Origin of the sequence: Hydrogenophaga sp. A37, assembly GCF_002001205.1 — a bacterium.
Lineage (GTDB): Bacteria > Pseudomonadota > Gammaproteobacteria > Burkholderiales > Burkholderiaceae_C > Hydrogenophaga.
In genome coordinates, this window is sequence record NZ_MUNZ01000077.1 from 1 (window position 1) to 20,473 (window position 20,473).

The 20,473-nt window shown below is 66.4% G+C and carries 19 protein-coding genes and 2 riboswitches; of the genes, 13 read left to right on the forward strand and 6 right to left on the reverse strand.

The features are described from left to right. On the reverse strand, window positions 1-262 hold a 262-nt coding region (locus B0E41_RS27320; protein ID WP_216350737.1), incomplete at its 3' end, for a hypothetical protein. Between B0E41_RS27320 and B0E41_RS06405 the strand changes: the two genes are divergently transcribed. The 12 genes from B0E41_RS06405 (at window position 261) to gspG (ending at window position 11,126) form a co-directional block, all read left to right on the forward strand. After that, window positions 261-848, forward strand: coding sequence for a type II secretion system protein N (locus B0E41_RS06405; protein ID WP_077330106.1), 588 nt, complete (start codon window positions 261-263; stop codon window positions 846-848). The two genes, B0E41_RS27320 and B0E41_RS06405, sit on opposite strands and share 2 nt — an antisense overlap. Continuing rightward, complete coding sequence (gspD, locus tag B0E41_RS06410) at window positions 845-3,019, forward strand: type II secretion system secretin GspD (RefSeq protein ID WP_077330108.1); 2,175 nt, start codon at window positions 845-847, stop codon at window positions 3,017-3,019. Before B0E41_RS06405 ends, gspD begins: the two co-directional genes overlap by 4 nt. A 3-nt stretch (window positions 3,020-3,022) precedes the next feature. Then, window positions 3,023-4,495 (forward strand): type II secretion system ATPase GspE, encoded by a 1,473-nt coding sequence (gspE, locus tag B0E41_RS06415; RefSeq protein WP_077330110.1) that lies wholly within the window; start codon window positions 3,023-3,025, stop codon window positions 4,493-4,495. Then, window positions 4,492-5,697 (forward strand): type II secretion system inner membrane protein GspF, encoded by a 1,206-nt coding sequence (gene gspF / locus B0E41_RS06420; RefSeq protein WP_171984687.1) that lies wholly within the window; start codon window positions 4,492-4,494, stop codon window positions 5,695-5,697. Before gspE ends, gspF begins: the two co-directional genes overlap by 4 nt. A gap of 110 nt (window positions 5,698-5,807) precedes the next feature. Beyond that, window positions 5,808-6,281, forward strand: a complete 474-nt coding sequence (locus B0E41_RS06425) for a prepilin-type N-terminal cleavage/methylation domain-containing protein (protein WP_077330114.1) — start codon at window positions 5,808-5,810, stop codon at window positions 6,279-6,281. Next, window positions 6,281-6,715, forward strand: a complete 435-nt coding sequence (gspI, locus tag B0E41_RS06430) for a type II secretion system minor pseudopilin GspI (RefSeq protein ID WP_077330116.1) — start codon at window positions 6,281-6,283, stop codon at window positions 6,713-6,715. The genes B0E41_RS06425 and gspI overlap by 1 nt, the downstream gene beginning before the upstream one ends. Beyond that, window positions 6,712-7,302 carry a type II secretion system protein GspJ gene (locus B0E41_RS26500; RefSeq protein ID WP_143433700.1) on the forward strand — a complete coding sequence of 197 codons (591 nt, stop codon included), beginning with the start codon at window positions 6,712-6,714 and terminating at the stop codon, window positions 7,300-7,302. Before gspI ends, B0E41_RS26500 begins: the two co-directional genes overlap by 4 nt. Beyond that, a complete protein-coding gene (gene gspK / locus B0E41_RS06445; protein WP_171984688.1) occupies window positions 7,299-8,174 on the forward strand; it encodes a type II secretion system minor pseudopilin GspK in 876 nt (291 codons plus the stop codon). The genes B0E41_RS26500 and gspK overlap by 4 nt, the downstream gene beginning before the upstream one ends. Further along, window positions 8,171-9,358: a type II secretion system protein GspL gene (locus B0E41_RS06450; protein WP_077330122.1), complete on the forward strand. Its 1,188-nt coding sequence runs from the start codon at window positions 8,171-8,173 to the stop codon at window positions 9,356-9,358. Before gspK ends, B0E41_RS06450 begins: the two co-directional genes overlap by 4 nt. A gap of 79 nt (window positions 9,359-9,437) precedes the next feature. After that, window positions 9,438-9,923 carry a type II secretion system protein M gene (locus tag B0E41_RS06455; protein ID WP_077330124.1) on the forward strand — a complete coding sequence of 162 codons (486 nt, stop codon included), beginning with the start codon at window positions 9,438-9,440 and terminating at the stop codon, window positions 9,921-9,923. Window positions 9,924-9,926: 3 nt separating this feature from the next. Continuing rightward, a complete protein-coding gene (gene gspN, locus B0E41_RS06460; RefSeq protein WP_077330126.1) occupies window positions 9,927-10,685 on the forward strand; it encodes a type II secretion system protein N in 759 nt (252 codons plus the stop codon). A 15-nt stretch (window positions 10,686-10,700) separates the two neighbouring features. Next, the gene (gene gspG, locus B0E41_RS06465; protein ID WP_077330128.1) at window positions 10,701-11,126 is read left to right on the forward strand and encodes a type II secretion system major pseudopilin GspG; all 426 of its coding nucleotides are present in this window, start codon (window positions 10,701-10,703) and stop codon (window positions 11,124-11,126) included. Window positions 11,127-11,156: 30 nt separating this feature from the next. On the opposite strand, the gene B0E41_RS06470 is transcribed toward gspG, so the two are convergent. The 4 genes from B0E41_RS06470 to B0E41_RS06485 form a co-directional block, all read right to left on the reverse strand. Further along, the gene (locus B0E41_RS06470; RefSeq protein WP_077330130.1) at window positions 11,157-12,548 is read right to left on the reverse strand and encodes an L-serine ammonia-lyase; all 1,392 of its coding nucleotides are present in this window, start codon (window positions 12,546-12,548) and stop codon (window positions 11,157-11,159) included. 171 nt (window positions 12,549-12,719) lie between these two features. Continuing rightward, entirely contained in the window at window positions 12,720-13,976 is a 1,257-nt protein-coding gene (locus B0E41_RS06475; protein ID WP_077330132.1) for a D-amino acid dehydrogenase, read from the reverse strand. A 61-nt stretch (window positions 13,977-14,037) separates the two neighbouring features. Next, window positions 14,038-14,144, reverse strand: a riboswitch (glycine riboswitch). 13 nt (window positions 14,145-14,157) lie between these two features. Then, window positions 14,158-14,253, reverse strand: a riboswitch (glycine riboswitch). 8 nt (window positions 14,254-14,261) lie between these two features. Next, the gene (locus tag B0E41_RS06480) at window positions 14,262-15,260 is read right to left on the reverse strand and encodes a tripartite tricarboxylate transporter substrate binding protein (protein WP_077330134.1); all 999 of its coding nucleotides are present in this window, start codon (window positions 15,258-15,260) and stop codon (window positions 14,262-14,264) included. A 23-nt stretch (window positions 15,261-15,283) separates the two neighbouring features. Then, window positions 15,284-16,456, reverse strand: a complete 1,173-nt coding sequence (locus tag B0E41_RS06485; protein WP_077330136.1) for a M20 aminoacylase family protein — start codon at window positions 16,454-16,456, stop codon at window positions 15,284-15,286. A 106-nt stretch (window positions 16,457-16,562) separates the two neighbouring features. Between B0E41_RS06485 and B0E41_RS06490 the strand changes: the two genes are divergently transcribed. Then, window positions 16,563-17,468 carry a LysR family transcriptional regulator gene (locus tag B0E41_RS06490; RefSeq protein WP_077330138.1) on the forward strand — a complete coding sequence of 302 codons (906 nt, stop codon included), beginning with the start codon at window positions 16,563-16,565 and terminating at the stop codon, window positions 17,466-17,468. A 43-nt stretch (window positions 17,469-17,511) separates the two neighbouring features. Here B0E41_RS06490 and gcvP read toward each other — a convergent pair whose 3' ends face one another. Further along, on the reverse strand, window positions 17,512-20,445 hold the full coding sequence (gcvP, locus tag B0E41_RS06495; RefSeq protein WP_077330140.1) for an aminomethyl-transferring glycine dehydrogenase: 2,934 nt from the start codon (window positions 20,443-20,445) through the stop codon (window positions 17,512-17,514). Window positions 20,446-20,473: the final 28 nt, after the last annotated feature.

Here is a 20,473-nt window from a genome sequence, read left to right on the forward strand (position 1 = left end):
GTGGGTGGGGTTTTCCAGGGGGCAGACCGTCGTGATCCAAACAGGTCTTGCTCTGTCCATATTGCGCAGCCATCTGGTAGGTGGTGGTACAACTGGGATGGTGGTCCTCGGTTTGGCAACTGGTCGACCAACAGGGAGGAGCGTCGGTTCGACTCTTGGCACACGTTCCGAGTTTAATTTTTAGTAACCAGCCGCCCTCGTTGGGCGGTTGGTCTTTTGGTATATCTGATTCATCATAGTCGACCTGGTTTGAATCGTACATGGCAATGGAAATCAAATCAGGATGGCATTGGTTGTGCAGCTTTAGGTCGGTGCGTGCGGCCGATTTATTGTTGTGGATGTTTTCTGGTGCTGCTAGTGTTGCCGTGGCCTGGCTTATGGCGAATTTTTTCTGGTGGTTTGCCTTCTTCTTTATGGGGGTCGGGCAATCATTGGCGCCGAGCGCTTTGCCCTCTCTGGTCGAGGAGGTTGCCCGGATTCAACGCAATCGATTGTTTGGTACTGCCGAATCCTCGATGCCGGGAACCCCAGGTGCCCCGACTGTCGTTGTGGTGCAAGCTGAGTGGTCGGTGTTGGGTACCTACGTTCGGCCAGGCGGGATGGGTTTTGCCGTGCTTTCGTCGGCTGGTGATCCAGAGTCCAAAGTAGTACGGGTTGGAGATAAATTGCCTACTGGTCATCAGGTGCTGGAGGTGGCGCCAGACGCTGTGACTTTGACCTTGAATGGCCAAAAAAGCGTGATCTCCTTGAGAGCGGAATCCGGGGAACGCAAGGACTCCCAGGCTGTTGTCCCTGATCTCAGCAACGGGGGCGATGCCCCAGTCATATCGACCAAAGGTCTTCCATGAATGTTTGCAAGCTTTTGGTGGCTTGTGGTTTTTCGCTGTGCGTATTCGCGGCAAACGCCAATGAAGATCCCGTCACGCTCAATCTCGCCAACGCTGACATCGCGGGCGTTTTGAAGCTGGCTTCCGAGATAACCGGCAAGACGTTTGTCATTGACTCCAAGGTCAAAGGCAATCTGAACATGGTGTCTGCGGCGCCCATGCCTCGGTCCCTGGTGTACCCGACACTGATTGCAGCATTGAGACTGCAGGGCTTTGCAGCAGTGGATGACGGCAAGGTGGTGCGAATCCTTCCTGAGGCAGACGCCCGGCAGCAGTCGGTGGGACTGGGGGTGAACGGCAGCCCTGGCGATGTCATCACCACTCGGATGTTTCAGTTGCGGTACGAGGCTGCTCAGGCGGTCGGTGCGGCGATCAAGCCGTTGCTGCACAGCGCCGCTACCGTGGTCGCCTCTGCTGCAAACAACACGCTGGTGGTGACCGATTACGCGCAGAACCTGAAGCGACTGGAGGTGGTGCTGGGAGCCATCGACGTGCCGGGCATGGGACTTCCGGTGATGGTGCCCCTGAGCTACGCCACAGCCACCGATCTCGCGCCCATCATTCAGAACCTGATGGCAGACGGGCCGGTCCAGCAAGCAGCAAACGCCGGATCAACTGCGACCAGTGGTGCTTCGGCTGGCAGTCCGGTTGCCCTGACGGGCGACGGGTTTGCCGTGTACGCAGAGCCGCACAGCAACAGTCTGTTGATCCGCAGCAGCTCGCCCGGCAAGCTCCTGCGGGCGCAGCAGCTCATCAAGCAGGTCGACCGTCCCGAGGCTGGGGGCAACATCGAGGTGATCTACCTGCGGAACGCGGTGGCCAGTGAAGTGGCCCAAATGTTGCGCGCCATCCTCTCGGCCGACCCGTCCACTGCGAAGGCCGCGGGTTCTCCGTCCGCAGAAGGGGGAAGCAGCTCGTCGCTCAACCCCAACCGACAGTCTGGCCTGGTGGCCGGTGGTGGTTCGAACAACAGTGCTCAGTCGGCCACGGGCAGCGCCGCCGGGGCTGGTGGCGGCTGGCAAACGGCGGGCGGATTGGTGCAGGGAAGTTACGTGCAGGCAGACGTGGCCAACAACGCCATCCTGATCAGTGCGCCGAACATCGTGATCGAGCGGCTGCGCAAGGTCATCAAGCAGATGGACCTGCGCCGCACGCAGGTTTATGTGGAGGCCCTGATTGCCGAGGTGAGCAGCGACACTGCCGCTCAGTTCGGCTTCCAGTGGCAGGCACTGGGCGGTCTGGACAAAGGGGTCGACGGCACCCGCGTGGTGGGCGGCACCAATTTCGTCGGAGCGAACACTGGCATCCTGGGCATGAGCAAGAACCCCCTGGGAAGCGGGGCGGGCCTGAGTCTGGGAGTTGCCAACGGCACCATCACGCTGCCCAACGGGGACATCATCACCAATCTGCTGGCACTCGCCACATTTCTGGAGACCACCAACAGCGGCAACATCCTGTCCACACCCAACCTGATGACGCTGGACAACCAGGAGGCCCAGATCATGATCGGGCAGGACGTCCCGATCGTGACCGGCAGTTATTCGTCGACCGCCTCGACGGCCACGGCCACCCCCTTCCAGACCTTCGAACGGCGCAAGGTGGGGTTGTCCCTGCGCATCCTGCCCCAGGTGTCAGAGGGTGGCATGGTTCGAATGAAGATCGTTCAGGAAGCCTCTTCCGTGGTGCCCAGTTCACTCAGCAGCGCCTCGGGTCCTGTCATCAACACCCGCACCATTGAGACGGCGGTGCAGGTGCAGGACGGGGGCCTCATTGTGCTGGGCGGCCTGTTGCAGGACAGTCTGAGCGACGTGGAAAACAAGGTGCCTGGTTTGGGCGATATTCCGTTGCTCGGCGGGCTGTTCCGCCACACCAGCAAGGCGCGCACCAAGACCAATCTGCTGGTGTTCATCCGCCCCAAGACCTTGCGCTCGGCCGACGCTGACACCGCACTGTCCATGGATCGGTATGCCTACATCCGGGGCCTGCAGAAGGAGACCAACGAAGCGATCAAGCAGGAAGCCGGCCCCCTGCTGAGCCCGATGGGCCTGAAAACCAGCACCTCGCTCAGCATGGTGCCCGCGCAGGCGGCACCGACGCCAGAGCCCACCGCGCCAATGTCTGCGCCAAGGTAGCCCATGGTGGCTCTGAAAACATTGGCCCCGGGCCGGATTCCCTACCTGTTTGCCCGTCGCCACGGCGTGCTGTTGCATGCCGCCGCCGGCGATCCGGTGTTGTGGGTGTGCCAGGCCACGCCGGTGGCGGCGTTGGCCGAGGTGCGCCGCGCCGTGGGGGCGCAGGTGCCCATCAAGGTGGTGCCCGACGACGAGTTCTCGCAGGCGCTCACCACGATCTATTCGGACGGCTCGGACAGCGCCGCGTCCATCGTGGACACCGCCGGCCAGGAGGTGGATCTGGACCAGCTGGTCAACGACCTGCCGCCGGTGGAAGACCTGCTGGCCAGTGACGGCGATGCGCCGGTGATCCGGTTGATCAACGCGCTGATTGCCCAGGCCGTGCGCGAGGGGGCGTCGGACATCCACATCGAGCCCGAAGAAAGCCGCACCGTGGTGCGCATGCGCCGCGACGGCGAGCTGGTGGAGGTGCTGGCGCCGCACCGGGCGCTGCACGCGGCCATGTCCTCACGCATCAAGATCCTGGCGCAACTGGACATTGCCGAAAAGCGCCTGCCGCAGGACGGGCGCATCGCCATCCGGCTGGCGGGCAAGACGGTGGACGTGCGCGTGTCCACGGTGCCCACCTCGCATGGCGAGCGTGTGGTGATGCGCCTGCTGGACAAAGACCCCAAGCGCATGGACCTGGCGGTGCTGGGGATGGCGCCGGACACGCTGGCCAGCTTTGACGCCGCCATCCACGCACCGCACGGCATCGTGCTGGTGACAGGTCCTACGGGCTCAGGCAAGACCACCACGCTCTATGGCGCGCTGATGCGCATGAACTCCCGCAACCGCAACATCATGACGGTGGAAGATCCGGTGGAGTACGACCTGGCGGGCGTTGGCCAGGTGCAGATCCACTCGCGCATCGACATGACCTTTGCCCGCGCCTTGCGCGCGCTGCTGCGGCAGGACCCGGACGTGGTGATGATCGGCGAGATCCGCGACCTGGAAACCGCACAGATCGCCATCCAGGCCAGCCTGACCGGCCACCTGGTGCTGGCCACCGTGCACACCAACGACTCGGTCAGCGCCATCACCCGCCTGGTGGACATGGGGGTGGAGCCGTTTCTGCTGGCGTCCAGCCTGATCGGGGTGCTGGCCCAGCGTCTGGTGCGACAGCTGTGTCCGCACTGCAAGGAACCCGACCCGGTGTATGCGGACGATGCCGACACGCAGGGCCGCCCCTTCCGGCCACGCGGCTGCTCGGCATGCCGCGGCACCGGCTACGCGGGTCGGTTGGGCATTTACGAGTGGCTGTCCGTGGACGACCGGCTGCGCCGGCTGGTGCACGACGGCGCGGGCGAGCACGTGCTGCGCGACACCGCACGCGAGCACAGTGGCCTGCGCCTGTTGCAGGAAGACGGCCAGCGCTGGGTGCGCTCGGGCGTGACCTCGGTGGACGAGTTGATGCGCGTGGCGGGCGACCGTTGAAGTCCTTCCGCTACCAGGCCATCGACGCTACCGGTGCCCGGGTGGAAGGCAGCCAGGAGGCCGACAGCGCCGCCCAGTTGCGCACCAGCCTGCGCGACAAGGGCTTGCTGCCGGTGTCGGTGGACGAGGCCAGCGCCCACGCCCCCGGGGCGGGCGGGCGCCGCAGCCGCATCCCGCCCAGGGCCTTGTTTCTGCTGACGCAGCAGTGGGCCTCGCTGCTGCGCGCGGGCCTGAATGTGGACGCCTCGCTGGTCACGCTGGCCGGCCAGGTGGACAAGCCCGCGCACGGACTCATCATCAACGCGGTGCGCAACGAGGTCCGCGCCGGCCACAGCCTGGCCAGCGCCCTGGCCATGCACCCGCGCAGCTTTCCGCCGCTGTACATCGCCCTCATCAAGGCAGGCGAAACGGCGGGCGAGCTCAGCGAGGTCATGTCGCGCCTGGCCGACTACCTGGCCGAGAGCCAGTCGCTGCGCAGCAAGACGCTGGAGGCCATGATCTATCCGCTGGTCATGCTGGTGGTGGCCCTGGCGGTGGTGGGCGTGCTGCTGGCCTATGTGGTGCCCCAGGTGGTGACGGTGTTCGAGAACCAGCGCCAGACGCTGCCGCTGCTCACCCGCGCCCTGCTGGCCGTGAGCGGCGCCGTGCGCGAAGGCGGGGGCTACGCCCTGGGTGTGGCGCTGCTGGGTGGCCTGTGGTGGCGCAACGCCATGCAGAAATACGGCTTTCGCCGGGCGGTGGACGTGCGGCTGCTGCGCTTTCCCGTGGTGGGCAAGCTGCTGCGCTCCGCCGACACCGCGCGGTTCGCCAGCACCTTGGCCATTCTGGTGCGCAGCGGCGTGCCGCTGCTGTTGGCGCTGGAAGCTGGCAAGGGTCTGCTGGAGCGCCTGCCGCTCAAGGAGATCGTGGCCCACGCGCTTCAAGAAGTGAACGCTGGCAAGAGCCTGAGCCGCTCCCTCAAACACAAGGATGGTTTCCCGCCCTTGCTGATCAACCTCATCGCCAGCGGCGAACAAAGCGGCCAACTGGCCGAGATGCTGGCGCAAGCCGCGCGGCTGGAACAGCTGTCGCTGGAGCACGACGTGGCCATCCTGATCCGGTTGCTGGAGCCGCTGATGATCCTGGTCATGGGCGGCATGGTGCTGATGATTGTGCTGGCCATCCTGCAACCCATCTTCAACATCAACCAGGTGCTGATGTGAAGCGCCCCCTGCGTCGCTTCGCGCCTTCCCCCTCTCTCGCTTCGCGGGAGGGGGACGCCATCTGCGGCCCGGCTAAGCCGGTTCCGCGATGGCACTGGGCTGTCCCGTCCATGAACCAGCGAGGTTTCACGCTGATCGAACTCCTGGTGGTGATGGTCATCCTGGGGGTGATGCTGGCCATGGCGATGCCCGACACCCGCAGCGCGGCGGCGGTGCAGCGGCAGGTGTCCACGGAGAAGTTCGTGGCCACCCTGGAAGCCGCCATGTTCGCCAGCGTGATCGGCGGCCAGCACCTGCGCCTGGTGTCTGACGGGCGCCGCTACCACTTTGAGAAGCGCCACGCCGATGGCACTTGGCTGCGCCCCCACGACGCCGCCGCGCTGCGGGCGGGTCAACTGGCCGACGATGTCCGCATCGAGCAGACCTGGCTGGACAACAAAGCACTGCAGCCGCCGCTGCGCATCGAGTTCATCGGCGCCACGCCGCCGCTGCTGCGCATTCGGTTGCGCGACGGGCAGCGGCTGGTCCGGCTCGACACCACCGCTTCCGGTGGCGTCGTTCAAACGGTGGAGCCCGGGGGCTGATGCGACACCAAAGCTTGAACCGTGCCGGGTCACGTCGTGGCAACCAAGGCGTGCGGGGCATCAGCCTGCTGGAGGTGCTGGTCGCCTTGTTGGTGCTCAGCATCGGCCTCATCGCGGCCGTGCGGTCCACGGGCCTGACGGCGGCCAATGCGCTGCGCCTGCGCACGCAAATGTGCGCCGACTGGGTGGGGCAGAACCGGCTCGAAATGCACCACGCCCGCGCCGACTGGCTGGAGGCGGGCATGCAGCCCGCGCAGACCGAACGCCAGTGCGGGCAGGATTTCGTCGTCTCGGAAGAGGTGAGCGACACCCCCAGCCCGCTGGCCCGCAAGGTGGACGTGCATGTGTCCCTGAAAGACGATCCGACGGCGAAGGTGGTGGTGCAGGGCTATCTGACCCGCAGGGTTCGCCAACCCTGGGAGGCGCCCCTTTGAACGCGCCTCGCCACACCCGCGGCATGACGCTGCTGGAAGTCATGGTCGCCATGGCCTTGCTGGCCGTGCTGGGCGTCATGGCCAGCAAAGGCCTGACGCAGGTCATCCGGGCCCGTGACGTGGTGTACGACGAACAGGCGCGCTGGCGCAGCATCGCCATGGCCTGGGCGCGGGTGGGCGAAGACGTCACCACCGGCGCGGACGGCCTGCCCACAGACGTGGCCGAGGTCCGCTGGCAGGGTCAGGGGGCCACGGTCCAGTGGGCCATCTGGGGGGCGGCGGGCAGCGTGCTGCCCGTCCAGTACAGCGTGCGCAACGACACCCTGCTGCGCACGCAGGGGGCCGATCTGTCCCGCCCGCGCGAGACCTTGCCCGGCACCGATCGGGCGGCCGTCAACGCACCGGACCTGGAGACGCCGCTGCTCGACGGCGTGCGGGCCATGAGCCTGTCGTTCCTGGACGGCCAGGGCACATGGCACGACCGCTGGCCGCAAGAAGGCGTGGCCTATGCCCGGCCGCATGCCTTGCGCGTGGCCCTGGCGCTGGACGACGGGCGCGATGTCACACGGATCTTCGCCCTGCCATGAGCCGTCGCATCCAGGCCCCCAACCGCCATCAGCGAGGCGTTGCCCTGCTGATGGCCCTGCTGATCGTGGCCGTGGTCACCGTGCTGGCGTCGGCCATCCTCTGGCGTGTCGATATCTGGGTCACGCAAGTGAACGTATTGCGCGACGCGCGCCAGTCGCACCGGCTGGTGATGGGCGGCGTGGATTGGGCGCGCTCGGTGCTTTACGAGCGGCAGCGCCAACGTGTCGGCAAAGACTACCTGGGCGAAGCCTGGGCCACGCGGGTGCCGCCCATCCCGGTGGCAGGCGGTGAAATCAGCGGCCAGATGTTTGACGAACAGGCCAAGTTCAACATGGCCTGGCTGTTGGCGGGCGACCCCTACGCCTGGGGGCAGTACGAGCGCCTGCTGCGGGCGCTGGAGCTGTCCCCCGCTCTGGCCGGTTCTTTGAGATCGGCGCTGTCGGGCAAGGTGAACGAACGCGTGCGCTACATGGGCTTGGCCAGCCTGGAAGGCATTCTCGGCTACACCCCGGAAGTGATCGAAAAACTGGACAAATACATCACGCTGTTGCCCAGGACCGATTCCAAGCTGAACGTGAACACCGCGCCGCTTGAATTGATTTACGCCTTCGTGCCGGGCCTGAGTTTCGAGCAGGCCAAAGCCATCGTTGATCGGCGTGCCGCGAAGCCCTTTGATTTCACCCCCGACTTCTACACCCTGCTCAGTGGTGAGGTCAGGGACACATTCCGCACCGACGCCATTTCGGTGCGCAGCGATTTTTTCAAGGTGGAAGTGCACACTACCTTTGAGCAGGGGCGGGCGTCCGCGGTCGCCCTGTTGAGACGAAAACCCGGGGCCTGGCCCGATGTTGTTTGGATGAAGCGCCCATGAGTCGAACTCTGTATCTCCATACCGATACGGGCTGGCCGCACCAGCACCTGGACTGCCCCTGGAGCCTGGTCGAGGGCCCGCACCTCGTCAGCTCTGGGCGCGACGTGCCCAAGCGGTGGCCCCAGGCCACCGAGCACGTCACCATCCTCTCCCCGGAGCAACTGGTCTACCACTCGGTGAAACTGCCGCCCGGGGTGAACTGGAAAGACGCCAACGCGGTGGCCATGGCGCTGGAAGACCGGTTGGTGGACGACCTGGGCCGCTTGGTCGTGATTCCTCTGCGTCAGCAGGGCGATGGCGTGGTCTGCTGCACTGTGCAGCGCCTGCGGCTGGAGCAATTGCTGGCCAGCATGCAGGAGCTGGGCCGGCCCTTGACGCGCGTGGAGTCGCTGGCGGAAAAACTCTCCGCCGCTCCGGACGCGTGGCGGATTTTCCAGAACGACGACGGCCCGCTGTGGTTGCACGATGGCATCGCGGCGCTGGAGCTGGACACGCCCGCCGTCGGTGAACTCCCCGTGGCGCTGGTCTTGCGCCGGGCGCAGGCGCTTGATCAGTCTCCGGCACGGGTGGTGTTGCACGGCGTGACCCCCACGCTGTTCGAGGGGCTGGAGGCAGAGTGGGGCATTCCCGTGCAGCGCGCGGCGGCGCTGGACTGGCGCAGTACCTTGGCGCAGCCCAGCCCCAACCTGCTGGTGGGCGACTGGATGCCGCGGCGCCAGCTCATGTCCGAACCTGCCTTCAAGAAGGCGCTGCTCGTGATCGCGGCCTGCGGGTTCCTCCTGGCGCTGATGGGCGTGGCCAGCCTGGGCAAGGCGTGGTGGTCCATCCACCAGGTCAAGGCCGAGCAACTGGCGTTCTGGCAGGAGGTGAGCGGCAGCGCCGACGACACCGACCAACCCGCCCGCCAGCTGCAACGGCTGTGGCAGGCCGCGCGCGCGCGCGTGGGCGAATCGCAACCGAACGAGTTGGTGCCGGTGCTGGCTGCACTGTCGCAGCAACTTCCTCAGGCCCAGCTGACGAGCCTGGACTACGAGCAAGGCCGCCTGATCGTGGTCTGGAGCGGCACCGCCCAGGATGCCCGCGCGCTGGAAGCCGGCATGCAGCAGCGTGGCTACACGGCGGTCACGCAATCGAGCAACAACGGCGTCGTCACCACGGCGCTGGTGGCTGAGGAACAACCATGAACCTCCACGCTCACATCTGTTCGCTGCCCCCCGAGTGGGCGCATCCCTCCCTTGAGGCGGCTTGGCGGGAGGTCTGGCCATGAAGCAATTTCAATCCTGGTGGAAAGGCCTGTCCCGGCGGGACCAGCGCCTGTTGGCGGTCTGGTTGGCCGGCATGGCCGTGGCGGCGCTGGTCTGGTGCGGGTCTGCGCTGGTGGCGGCCCAGGAACGGGCCCAGGCCCAGCTGGCGGCCGAACGGCAAGTGCTGGGCCGCATGCATGTTCAGGCCGAAGAGCTGCAGCGGCTCAAGCAGCTTCCCCGGGCGGGTGGCAACGTCAAAGGGGTGTACATGATCGAGGTATCCGATTCCCTGTCCAAGCATGGCTTGCCCACTCAAATCATCCAGTCGCTGGACACTGCGGATCAGGTCGGTCTGCAAGGCCTGGTGCCCTTCGACCATTGGGTGGAGTGGGTCGCAGCGGTGCAGAAAGACATGCGTCTGGTGGTGCAAAAAGCCAAGGTCACCCGGGCTGATCTGCCGGGCATGGTCGAGATCCAGGCCACGCTGGAACAGGAAAAGGACTGAACGGTGAAGCGCAGCCATCAAATCATCCTCACCGGCCTGCTGACCCTGGTGTTCATCGTGTGGCAGGCCCCGGCCAGCCTCATCGGCGCGGTGTTGCGGCAGGCCAGCCACGACGCATGGGACCTGGCTGACGCCGAAGGCACACTGTGGAACGGGCGCGGGGTGGTCACCGGCCGGCGCGACAAAGACCCGCGCCAGGTCTCCCTGCCCCCGCTGGGCTGGAAATTCGGTGGTTTTCAGAACGGCGGCCTGCTGTTCCAGATGCAGGCCCATGGGCAGCCGGTGGGCGATGTGCAGATCGGCTGGAACGGGTGGAAAGCCCAACTTCGTGGACTGACCGTGGAGGCCAGGGACCTCACGCCGCTGTTGCCCGGTATCTTGAACAAAGGCGAATGGCAAGGCCTGTTGAGCTTCCAGCAGATTTCAGCGCAGGGCGACCGGCATGCCATGCGGATATCCCAGATCGATATGGAATGGCTCAACGCCGCCACCAGCCTGATGCCCCAAGGGGCGCTGGGCTCCTTCGCGCTGAAGGGCCACAGCGAGGCGGCCGGGGTGAGTTTCTCGATCACCAGCCAGGACGGCCCGCTGACGCTCGCCGGCCAGGGCAGCCACTCGGCACAACAGGGGTTTCAATTCACCGGCGAGCTGACCGACAAAGCCGGGCTGGCCAGCCAGTTCCCGGGTTTTCTTGGCGACTACCTGCAACCCACCGGAGCGCCCAACCACTACACCCTGCGCATTTCCCAACTGAATCTTTGAACGAGGACTTTTCACATGCCACGCATCCGCAAAAACAGCGGCTTCACGCTGATCGAAATTCTGGTCGTCATCACCATCCTGGGCATTCTTGGCGCGCTGGTGATTCCCAAGATCATGGACCGCCCCAACGATGCGCGGGTGGCGGCCAGCAAGCAGCAGGTGGCCGACATCGTGCAGGCCCTGAACCTGTACAAGCTCGATTCCGGGGCTTACCCCAGCTCTGGCCAGGGCTTGGTGGCTCTGGCCCAAAAGCCCAGCAGCGGCAAGATCCCGAGCAACTGGCGCCCCTACATGGACAAGATCCCCAAGGACGCCTGGGGCAACGAACTGCAGTACCGCGCCCCGGGCCTGCACGGCGACATCGACGTGTTCAGCCTGGGAGCCGACGGCGAAGCCGGGGGCGAGGGTTACAACGCGGACATCGGCAACTGGATGAATTGACCGGCCTCGCGCCACGGCGAGGCCCGGCGCTCAGCACTCCACGATGTTGACCGCCAGCCCGCCGCGTGAGGTTTCCTTGTATTTGGTCTTCATGTCGGCGCCGGTCTCACGCATGGTCTTGATGACCTTGTCCAGGCTGACGTGGTGCACGCCGTCGCCGCGCATCGCCATGCGGGCGGCGTTGATGGCCTTGACCGAGGCGATGGCGTTGCGCTCGATGCAAGGAATCTGCACCAGGCCGCCCACCGGATCGCAGGTCAGGCCCAGGTGGTGTTCCATGCCAATCTCGGCCGCGTTCTCGACCTGTTCGGGCGTGCCGCCCAGCACCGCGCACAGGGCACCCGCCGCCATGGAGCAGGCCACGCCCACCTCGCCCTGGCAGCCCACCTCGGCACCGCTGATGCTGGCGTTCTCCTTGTAGAGGATGCCGATGGCCGCGGCGGTGAGCAGGAAGTCGACCACGCCCTCGTCGGTGGAACTGGGCACGAAGCGCCGGTAGTAGTGCAGCACGGCGGGCACGATGCCGGCCGCGCCGTTGGTGGGCGCTGTGACCACGCGGCCACCGGCGGCGTTTTCTTCGTTCACCGCCAGCGCGTAGAGGTTGACCCAGTCGAGCACGGCCAGCGGGTCGGTCAGGGCCTTTTCGGGGTGTTGTGTGAGGTCGCGGTAGAGCTGCGGTGCGCGTCGGCGGACCTTGAAGCCACCGGGCAGCACGCCGTCGGTGCGGCAGCCGCGCTCCACGCAGGCCTGCATCGCCACCCAGATGCGCAGCAGCCCGTCGCGCACCTCGTCGTCGCTGCGCCAGTGGCGCTCGTTGGCGCGCATCACGCCGGCGATGGACAGGCCTTGTTCGCGACACCGCACCAGCAGCTCGTCGCCGGAGCAAAACGGGATGGGCAACTGGGTCGCGTCGGGCGCGATCACCTTCTGCTTGCTGCCGTCGGCGGCCACTTCGTCGGTGACGATGAAGCCGCCACCCACCGAGTAGTAGGTGCGCTCGGTGAGCAGCGTGCCGGCGGCGTCCCAGGCGCTCAGGCGCATGCCGTTGGCGTGGAAGGGCAGGGTCTGGTTGCGGAAGAAGGAGAGGTCTTCGCGGTCGTTCCAGGCCACGGTGTGCTGCTCCAGCAAGCGGATGCTTCCAGATGAGCGGATGCCATCGATGGTCGATTCCACCGACTCGATCGGCACCGACTCGGGCTCGTGCCCGCACAGACCGAGCAGCACGGCCTTGTCGCTGCCATGGCCCTTGCCGGTGGCGCCCAGCGAACCGTACAGCCCGCAGTGCACGCGCGCCACCTGCGTGAGCAGGCCGTGGGTCTGCAAACCGGCAACGAACAGCCGCGCAGCCCGCATGGGCCCCACAGTGTGCGAGCTGCTGGGGCCGATGCCGATCTTGAACAGATCAAAAGCCGAAATGGCCATGGTGTCTCCTTGTATTGGTTGTAGGGGCCGGTATCTGTCTTTCATGGCGCCGGAGCGCCACCCGCAACACCTGAAGCGGTGCAGCCCAGGGCACCGCCGGGCCGGCTTTGCCGGACGGCCAGTGCCGCCCCCTTGAGGGGGTGACGCGAAGCGGCGCGGGGGTGCTTCACTTCAAGCCGTGGCGGATCGCAGCACAGCGCGCGGCGCCAGTCCCGCTTGCCACTGTGACACGTGCCCGGTCAGCTGGTGCGCCGTGATGGCAGAGAGCGTCCAGCCCAGGTGGCCGTGGCCGGTGTTGTAGAACACGTTGGGCCGGCGGCCAGCACCCACGCGCGGCAGCATGCTGGGCATCATGGGCCGCAGGCCGGCCCAGGGCTCCACGCGGCGCGTGCTCACGCCCGGGAAGCACTGGTTCACCCAGTCCACCAGCGGGCGGATGCGGTCGGCGCGGATGTCGAGGTTCATGCCGTTGAACTCGGCTGTGCCGGCCACGCGGAAGCGGTCGGCGCCCAGGCGGCTGGTGACGAGCTTGGTTTCGTCGTCGAGCAGGCTGACCTGCGGTGCGGCGGCCTGGCTCTGCTCGTCGTTGAGCATCACGGTGATGGAGTAGCCCTTGACCGGGTAGACGTTGAGGCGGTCGCCCAGCTGCGCGCCCAAGGCGCGGCTGTGCACGCCGGCGCAAACGACGACCGCGTCGCCGCTCACCACTTCGCCGCTGGAGAGCGTCACTTGCGCAGACGCGCCATCGCTCTGCACGCGCGTCACGGTGTGGCCGGTCAGCAGCTTCACGCCCAGGCGCTCGCAGGCGAGAGACAGGCCGTGGGTGAACTTGTGGATGTCGCCGGTGCTGTCGCTCTCGGTGTAGTAGCCGCCAAAGTACTCGCCGGCCAGCGTGGGTTCGATGGCGCGCATCTCGTCGGGCGTGACGGCGCGGCGCGGCAGGCCGCCTTCGGCCAGCAGCTTGGACACTTCACCCGCGTGCTCGAAGCCGGCGCGGTCGCGGTAGATGTGCAGGATGCCTTGTTGTTTCAGGTCGAAATCGATGTGTTCCCGCTCGGCCCAGCCGAACAGGTGCTCGCGCGCGGCAATCGCCAGGCGCGCGGTGGCGATGGTGTTGTCGCGGTACTTGGGGATGGACGCCACGAACTCGGCGAACCAGCTGAGCTTGTGCCATGAGGGCTTGGGGTTCACCAGCAGCGGCGCGTCGGCCTTGAGCATCCACTTCAGGCCCTTGATGAGGGTGGACGGGTGGGTCCAGGTTTCGGCGTTGGAGGCCGAGAGTTGTCCGCCGTTGGCATGGCTGGTTTCCATGCCCGCGTAGCGGTGTTTTTCGATCAGGGTGACGCGGTGACCCTGACGGGCGAGGGCGTAAGCGCTGGTGACGCCGGTGATGCCGCCGCCGATGACGATGAGGTGTTGCTGTGCCATGGGAATCTCTTGGAAAGCCGTCAAACAATGAAGGGCACGACCCGCACACCGTGTGCGGGCCATGACCCCCTCTGTTTGTGACCTGAGAGATTCACCCACCGTGGTGGCGGGCTTGCTCCTGCGGTGGGCCGGGACGACGAATCCCGGCCACTCTTCAGAGTTGTGCGCCGTGATGGGCGCGGTGCGTCGATCGGTCCTTTTGCCTGAGAGTTTCCGGGGCGGTTGCTCCTTCGGCGCCGGTTCCCGTTGCAGGGCCGGTCTCTCCCGATCAACGGAAGAAGGCGCTTATTGTGCCTGCAGACCGATGGATTTGACGATGGCGCGGAACTGTTGTGTGCCGTCGGTATAGGCCTTGTCGGCTTCGGCGAGCGTCTGTGGTTTGGGCAGCAGCTGGCTGTTGGCTTCGAGCGCGGCGTGCACGGCCGGATCGCCCAGCGTGCCGGTGATGGCCTTGTGCAACGCGGTGACCACTGGCTCCGGGGTGTCCTTCTTCACGAAGTAACCGGTCCAGATCTTGAAGGTGAAGTCCTTGAGCTGCTTGCTTTCGCTGACGGCGGGGTACTGCTTCACGCTCTCCAGCCGCTCGCTGTTGAGCATGGCCAGCACCTTGACGCGGCCCGTCTTGTGCATCTCGTCGTACTTCTTGCCGTAGGGCGCGAGGAAGAAATCGACCTGGCCGGCCATCAGGTCCTGCTCGGCGGGGGCTGCGCCCTTGTAGGACACATGGATCATCGGAATGCCGGTGACCTTGGACAGGTGCTCGCCGAGCAGGTGGTAGAACGAACCCGGGCCGACGCTGGCAAAGGTCAGCGGCTTGCCGTCCTTGGCGGCCTTGCGGGCGTGGTCCACGAATTCGTCCACGGAGTTGACCGGCAGGTCTTTCTTGGCCAGGAAGGCGATCTGCGCGGTGGCGATCATCTGCACCAGGCGGAAGTCTTCGCTCTTGAACTTGATCGATGAAATCGCCAGCGGTGCCAGGATCAGTTCATTGGGCGAACCCTGGAACACGGTGTAGCCGTCCGAGGGACCGTTGAGCACCTTCTGCGCTGCGATGGAGCCGCTGGCGCCGCCCAGGTTTTCGATCACCACCGGCTGGCCGAGCTGCTTGCCCAGGGTGATGTTGACCGAGCGCGCGATCACGTCCGACAGGCCGCCGGCCGGGTAGGGGACCATCAGCGTCACCGGTTTGGCGGGGAAGGTCTGGGCGATGGCCGTGCCGGTCAGTCCGAGGGTGGCCAGTGCGGCGCCGGCGATGAGCATCTGGATGCGGATGCGTGCGTTCATGGTGTTGTCTCCTGTCGTGGTTCTCAAGGGGTGGGGGAAAGCAGGTCCTGCACCAGCGCGATCCAGTAGGTCGCGCCGGGGGCGATGTTGAGGTCGTTGAAGTCGTAGGCCGGGTTGTGCACCATGCAGGCGCCGAGCTCGCCGTCGGCGCCGTTGCCGATGAACAGGTAGCTGCCGGGCACCCGTTCGAGCATGAAAGCGAAGTCTTCGCTGCCGGTCAGCATGGGACCCTGCGGGTTGATCTGCTGCGCCGGGAAATGCTTTTGCGCGACGGCGAGCGCGCGAGCGGTCTGCTGCGCATCGTTGACCAGCACCGCGTAACCCGGGCGCCAGTCCAGCTCGGCGCGCACACCGTGGCTCTGTGCCTGAAACTGCACCAGCTCGCGGATGCGCTGTTCCATGCTCCGGCGCACCTGCGGGTCCAGCGCGCGCACGCTGATCTCCAGCCGTGCCTCGGCGGGGATCACGTTGTTGGCTTCGCCAGCGTGCACTGCGCCCACGGTGACCACGGCCGGCTGCATCGGGTCCACATGGCGCGAGACCACGGTCTGCAGCGCCATGATCAGCGAGGCAGCTGCGACCACCACGTCGGTCGCCTTGTGCGGCATGGCGCCGTGCCCGCCCTGACCGTGCAGCGTGACGGTGGCGTAGTCCGACGAAGCCATGGTTGGCCCGCTGCGGAACACCAGCTGGCCCTGCGGCATGCCCGGCATGTTGTGCATGGCGAAAATCGCATCGCAGGGGAAGCGCTCAAACAGGCCGTCTTCCATCATCTTCAGTGCGCCGCCGCCGCCTTCTTCAGCCGGCTGGAAGATCAGGTTCAGCGTGCCGTCGAAATCCCCCTGTGTGGCCAGGTGCTGCGCCGCCGCCAGCAGCATGGCGATGTGGCCGTCGTGGCCGCAGGCGTGCATGACGCCGTGGGTGCAGCTGGCCCATGCCGCGCCGGTGGCCTCGGCGATGGGCAAGGCGTCCATGTCGGCGCGCAGGCCGATGCGGCGCTGCGACGTGCCGCGTTGCAGTTGACCGACCACGCCGGTGCCGCCCAGGCCTGTGGTGACGGCATAGCCCCAAGCGCCCAACTGGGCCGCCACCAGCGCCGCGGTGCGGCGCTCGTTGAAGGCCAGCTCCGGGTGCTGGTGGATGTCGCGGCGCAGGCGGGTGAATGCCTGTACCGCTGTGTCACTGAGTCGTTCCATGCAAATCACTCCTGAAACATGAACTTTGTTGCATGTTAGGAAAGGCCTGAATTAAAGTCCAATGCATTGATGAGCAACAACCCATGACTTTGAATGGAGGTTCGGGATGACCCTCGTGCAACTGAGGCACTTTGTGGTGCTGGCCGAGCTGGGGACCTTCGTGCAGGCGTCCAAGGCCCTGTACCTCACGCAACCCGCGCTCACGCGCAGCATCCAGGCGCTGGAAGACGAGCTGGGCGGGCGCCTGTTCGACCGCCTGGGGCGGCGCATTGCGCTCACGCCGTTCGGGCACGAGGTGCTGCAACGCGCCCGGCGGCTGGTGAGCGATGCGGAAGCGCTCAAACAAACCGGAAAAGGCCTGCATGCGGGCCTGATCGGCACCCTGCGCGTGGGCCTGAGCTCGGCGCCAGGCGCCTTGTTGTCGACGCCGCTGATGCTGCACATGGCCGAACAACACCCCAAGCTGCAGCTGCAGATTTCACGCGGCAACACGGGGGTGCTGATCGATGCGCTGCGGGAGCAGTTGCTGGACGCCGCGGTGGTGGACGTGCGCTCGGTGCGGCCCTCGGCCGACCTGCAGATCGCGATGACCTTTGAGCTGGGGGCGGGTTTTCTGGTGCGGCCCGACCACCCGCTGGTCCAGCGGGGTTGGGCGGTCACCCTTGACGACGTGCTGGCCTACCCGGTGGCGTCCACGCCGCTGAGCGACGAAGTGGCGCGGCTGCTGATCGGGCGCTATGGCCCGCAAGCGAACCCGGACGACTTGGTGACCTTGCGCTGCGACGAGACCTTGAGCATCGTCGAGGTGGCGCGGCGCAGCCACGCCATCGTGCTCACGGCGGACGTCGCGGCGCAAGGGCTGGTGCGGCTGGACATGACGCCACAGCTGGACGCCACGGCGCGCTTCGGTCTGGTCACGCTGGCACAGCGCGAGGAGGCGCCCGCCCTGCGCATCCTGCGCGAGCAGTTGCCGACGTGGGTGGCGGGTTTCGGGACGCCAGCCGAGGCATGAAAAAAGGCGCCACCGGCGCCCTTGTTAATTCCAGCCCGTTCGTTCAGGCGAGTTCGCTGATGGGCACACAACTGCAGAACAGGTTGCGGTCGCCGTAGACGTTGTCGATGCGGCCCACGGGCGGCCAGTACTTGGCGTGTGCGCGGGTCGAGGTGCTGGCGGCGCCCACGTCGCGTGCGTAGGGGTGTGGCCATTCGGCCTTCATCAGGTTGTCGGCCGTGTGCGGCGCGTTCTTCAGCGGGTTGTCGTCTTGCGGCCATTCGCCTTTTTCGACGCGGCGGACTTCCTCGCGGATGGCGATCATCGCGTCGATGAAACGGTCCAGCTCTTCCAGCGTCTCGCTCTCGGTGGGCTCGACCATCAGCGTGTTGGCGACCGGGAAGCTCAGCGTGGGCGCGTGGAAGCCGTAGTCCATCAGGCGCTTGGCCACGTCCTCGGCCATCACGCCGCTGGTTTCTTTCAGGCCACGCAGGTCCAGGATGCACTCGTGCGCCACATGGCCGTTGGCCGACGCGTAGAGCGTGGGGTAGTGCGGCGCCAGGCGCTTGCTGATGTAGTTGGCGGCGAGGATGGCGGCCTCGGTCGCATGCTTGAGGCCATCGGCGCCCATCATGCGGATGTACATCCAGCTGATGGGCAGCACGGCGGCGTTGCCGAGGGGGGCCGCGCTCACGGCGCCGACGCGGAACGGGTCCTCCGTCTCTGGCGTACCGCACACACCGGCTGGCTCGGCGCCCGCGCGGTGACCGGGCAGGAAGGGCACGAGGTCGGCCACCACGCAGACCGGGCCGACGCCCGGGCCGCCGCCGCCGTGCGGGATGCAGAAGGTCTTGTGCAGGTTCAGGTGGCTCACGTCGCCGCCGAACTCGCCGGGGGCTGCCACACCGACCAAGGCGTTCATGTTGGCGCCGTCCACGTACACACGGCCGCCATGGCTGTGCACCAGGGCGCAGAGTTCCTTGACCGTGGTCTCGAACACGCCGTGCGTGGACGGGTAGGTGATCATCACGCAGGCCAGGTTGGCGCTGTGTTTTTCGCACTGGGCCTGCAGGTCGGCCATGTCCACGTTGCCGCTTTCGTCGCACTTGGTCACCACCACCTGCAGGCCCGCCATCTGGGCGCTGGCGGGGTTGGTGCCGTGGGCTGAAGAGGGGATCAGGCAGATGTTGCGATGGGCTTCACCGCGCGAGTCGTGGAAGGCCTTGATGGCCAGCAGGCCGGCGTATTCGCCTTGCGAACCAGCGTTGGGCTGCAGGCTGATGCCGGCGTAGCCCGTGGCCTGGCACAGCCAGGCCCGCAACTGTTCGTCCAATTCCTTGTAGCCCTGCAACTGGTCGGCCGGAGCAAAGGGGTGCACGTTGGCGAACTCGGGCCAGGTGATGGGGATCATCTCGCTGGTCGCGTTGAGTTTCATCGTGCAGCTGCCCAGCGGGATCATGCTGCGGTCCAGCGCGAGGTCTTTGTCGGACAGCGCGCGCAGGTAACGCAGCATGCCGGTCTCAGAGTGGTGGCTGTTGAACACCGGGTGCGTGAGGTAAGCGCTGGTGCGGCGCAGCTCGACGGGGATCAGCGGCTCGATGCCCTTCTCGAAGGCGTCGAAAGTCGGCAGCGCCTGACCGTCCTTGGCGAACACCGACCACAGCAGGGCGATGTCCTCGCGCGTGGTGGTTTCGTCGAGCGACATGCTCACGTACTGGCCCCACGACAGCTTCAGGTTGGCGCCCTGGGCCACCGCCTTGGCCACGATGGCCTGGGCTTGGGCCGCGTCGGCGGCCTTCACGGTCAGCGTGTCGAAGGCGGACGCGCTGGTCAGCGTGTGGCCCAGCTGCTGCAAGCCTTGCGCCAGCACCGCGGTGTAGGCGGCCACGCGCTGCGCGATGCGCTTCAGGCCCTGCGGGCCGTGGTACACGGCGTACATGCTGGCCACGACGGCCGGCAGCACCTGCGCCGTGCAGATGTTGGAGGTGGCCTTCTCGCGGCGGATGTGCTGCTCGCGCGTCTGCAGCGCGAGGCGGTAGGCTGGGTTGCCGTGGGTGTCCACGCTCACGCCGACCAGGCGGCCGGGCAGTGAGCGCTTGAATTCGTCGCGGCAGGCCATGTAGGCGGCGTGCGGGCCACCCGCGCCCATGGGCATGCCGAAGCGTTGGGTGGTGCCGACCACGATGTCGGCGTCGAACTCGCCCGGTGGCACCAGCAGCGTCAGCGCCAGCAGGTCGGCCGCGACGATGAAGGCGGCGTGTTTGCCATGCACCATCTGCACCTCGGCGCGCAGGTCATCAATGCGGCCGCTGGTGGACGGGTACTGCGCGAGCACGGCGAAGTAGTCGTCACCCGCCAGGGCATCGGCCCATTCCTGCGCCGAGTTCGCGAGCTTCACGCTCAGGCCCAGCGGCTTGGCGCGGGTCTGCACCACTTCGATGGTCTGCGGGTGCGCGTCGCCGGCCACCACGATCACGTTGCCCTTGGCCTTGACCGAACGTTTGGCCAGGGTCATGGCTTCGGCGGCGGCGGTGGCTTCGTCGAGCATCGAGGCGTTGGCGATGGCCATGCCGGTCAGGTCCGTCACCATGGTCTGAAAGTTGACCAGCGCCTCCATGCGGCCCTGCGAAATCTCGGCCTGGTAGGGCGTGTAAGCGGTGTACCAGGCGGGGTTTTCCAGCACGTTGCGCAGGATCACGCCGGGCGTGTGGGTGCCGTAATAGCCCTGGCCGATGAAGCTCTTGAACACCTGGTTCTTCGCCGCAATGGCCTTCAGCTCGGCCAGCGCGGCGGCCTCGGTGATCGCGGGCGGCAGGTCCATGCCGGTGCTGCGAGCGATGCTGCGCGGCACGATGCCGTCGATCAGCGCGCGGCGCGAAGCCTCACCGATGACGGACAGCATCAGCGTTTCGTCGGCTTCGCTGATGCCGATGTGGCGGGCGATGAACTCCGAGGCGTTTTCGAGTTCATCCAGGGGTTTGACGGACGGCATCAGCATGGGAATACCTTGTTGCAAGGGGAAGTCA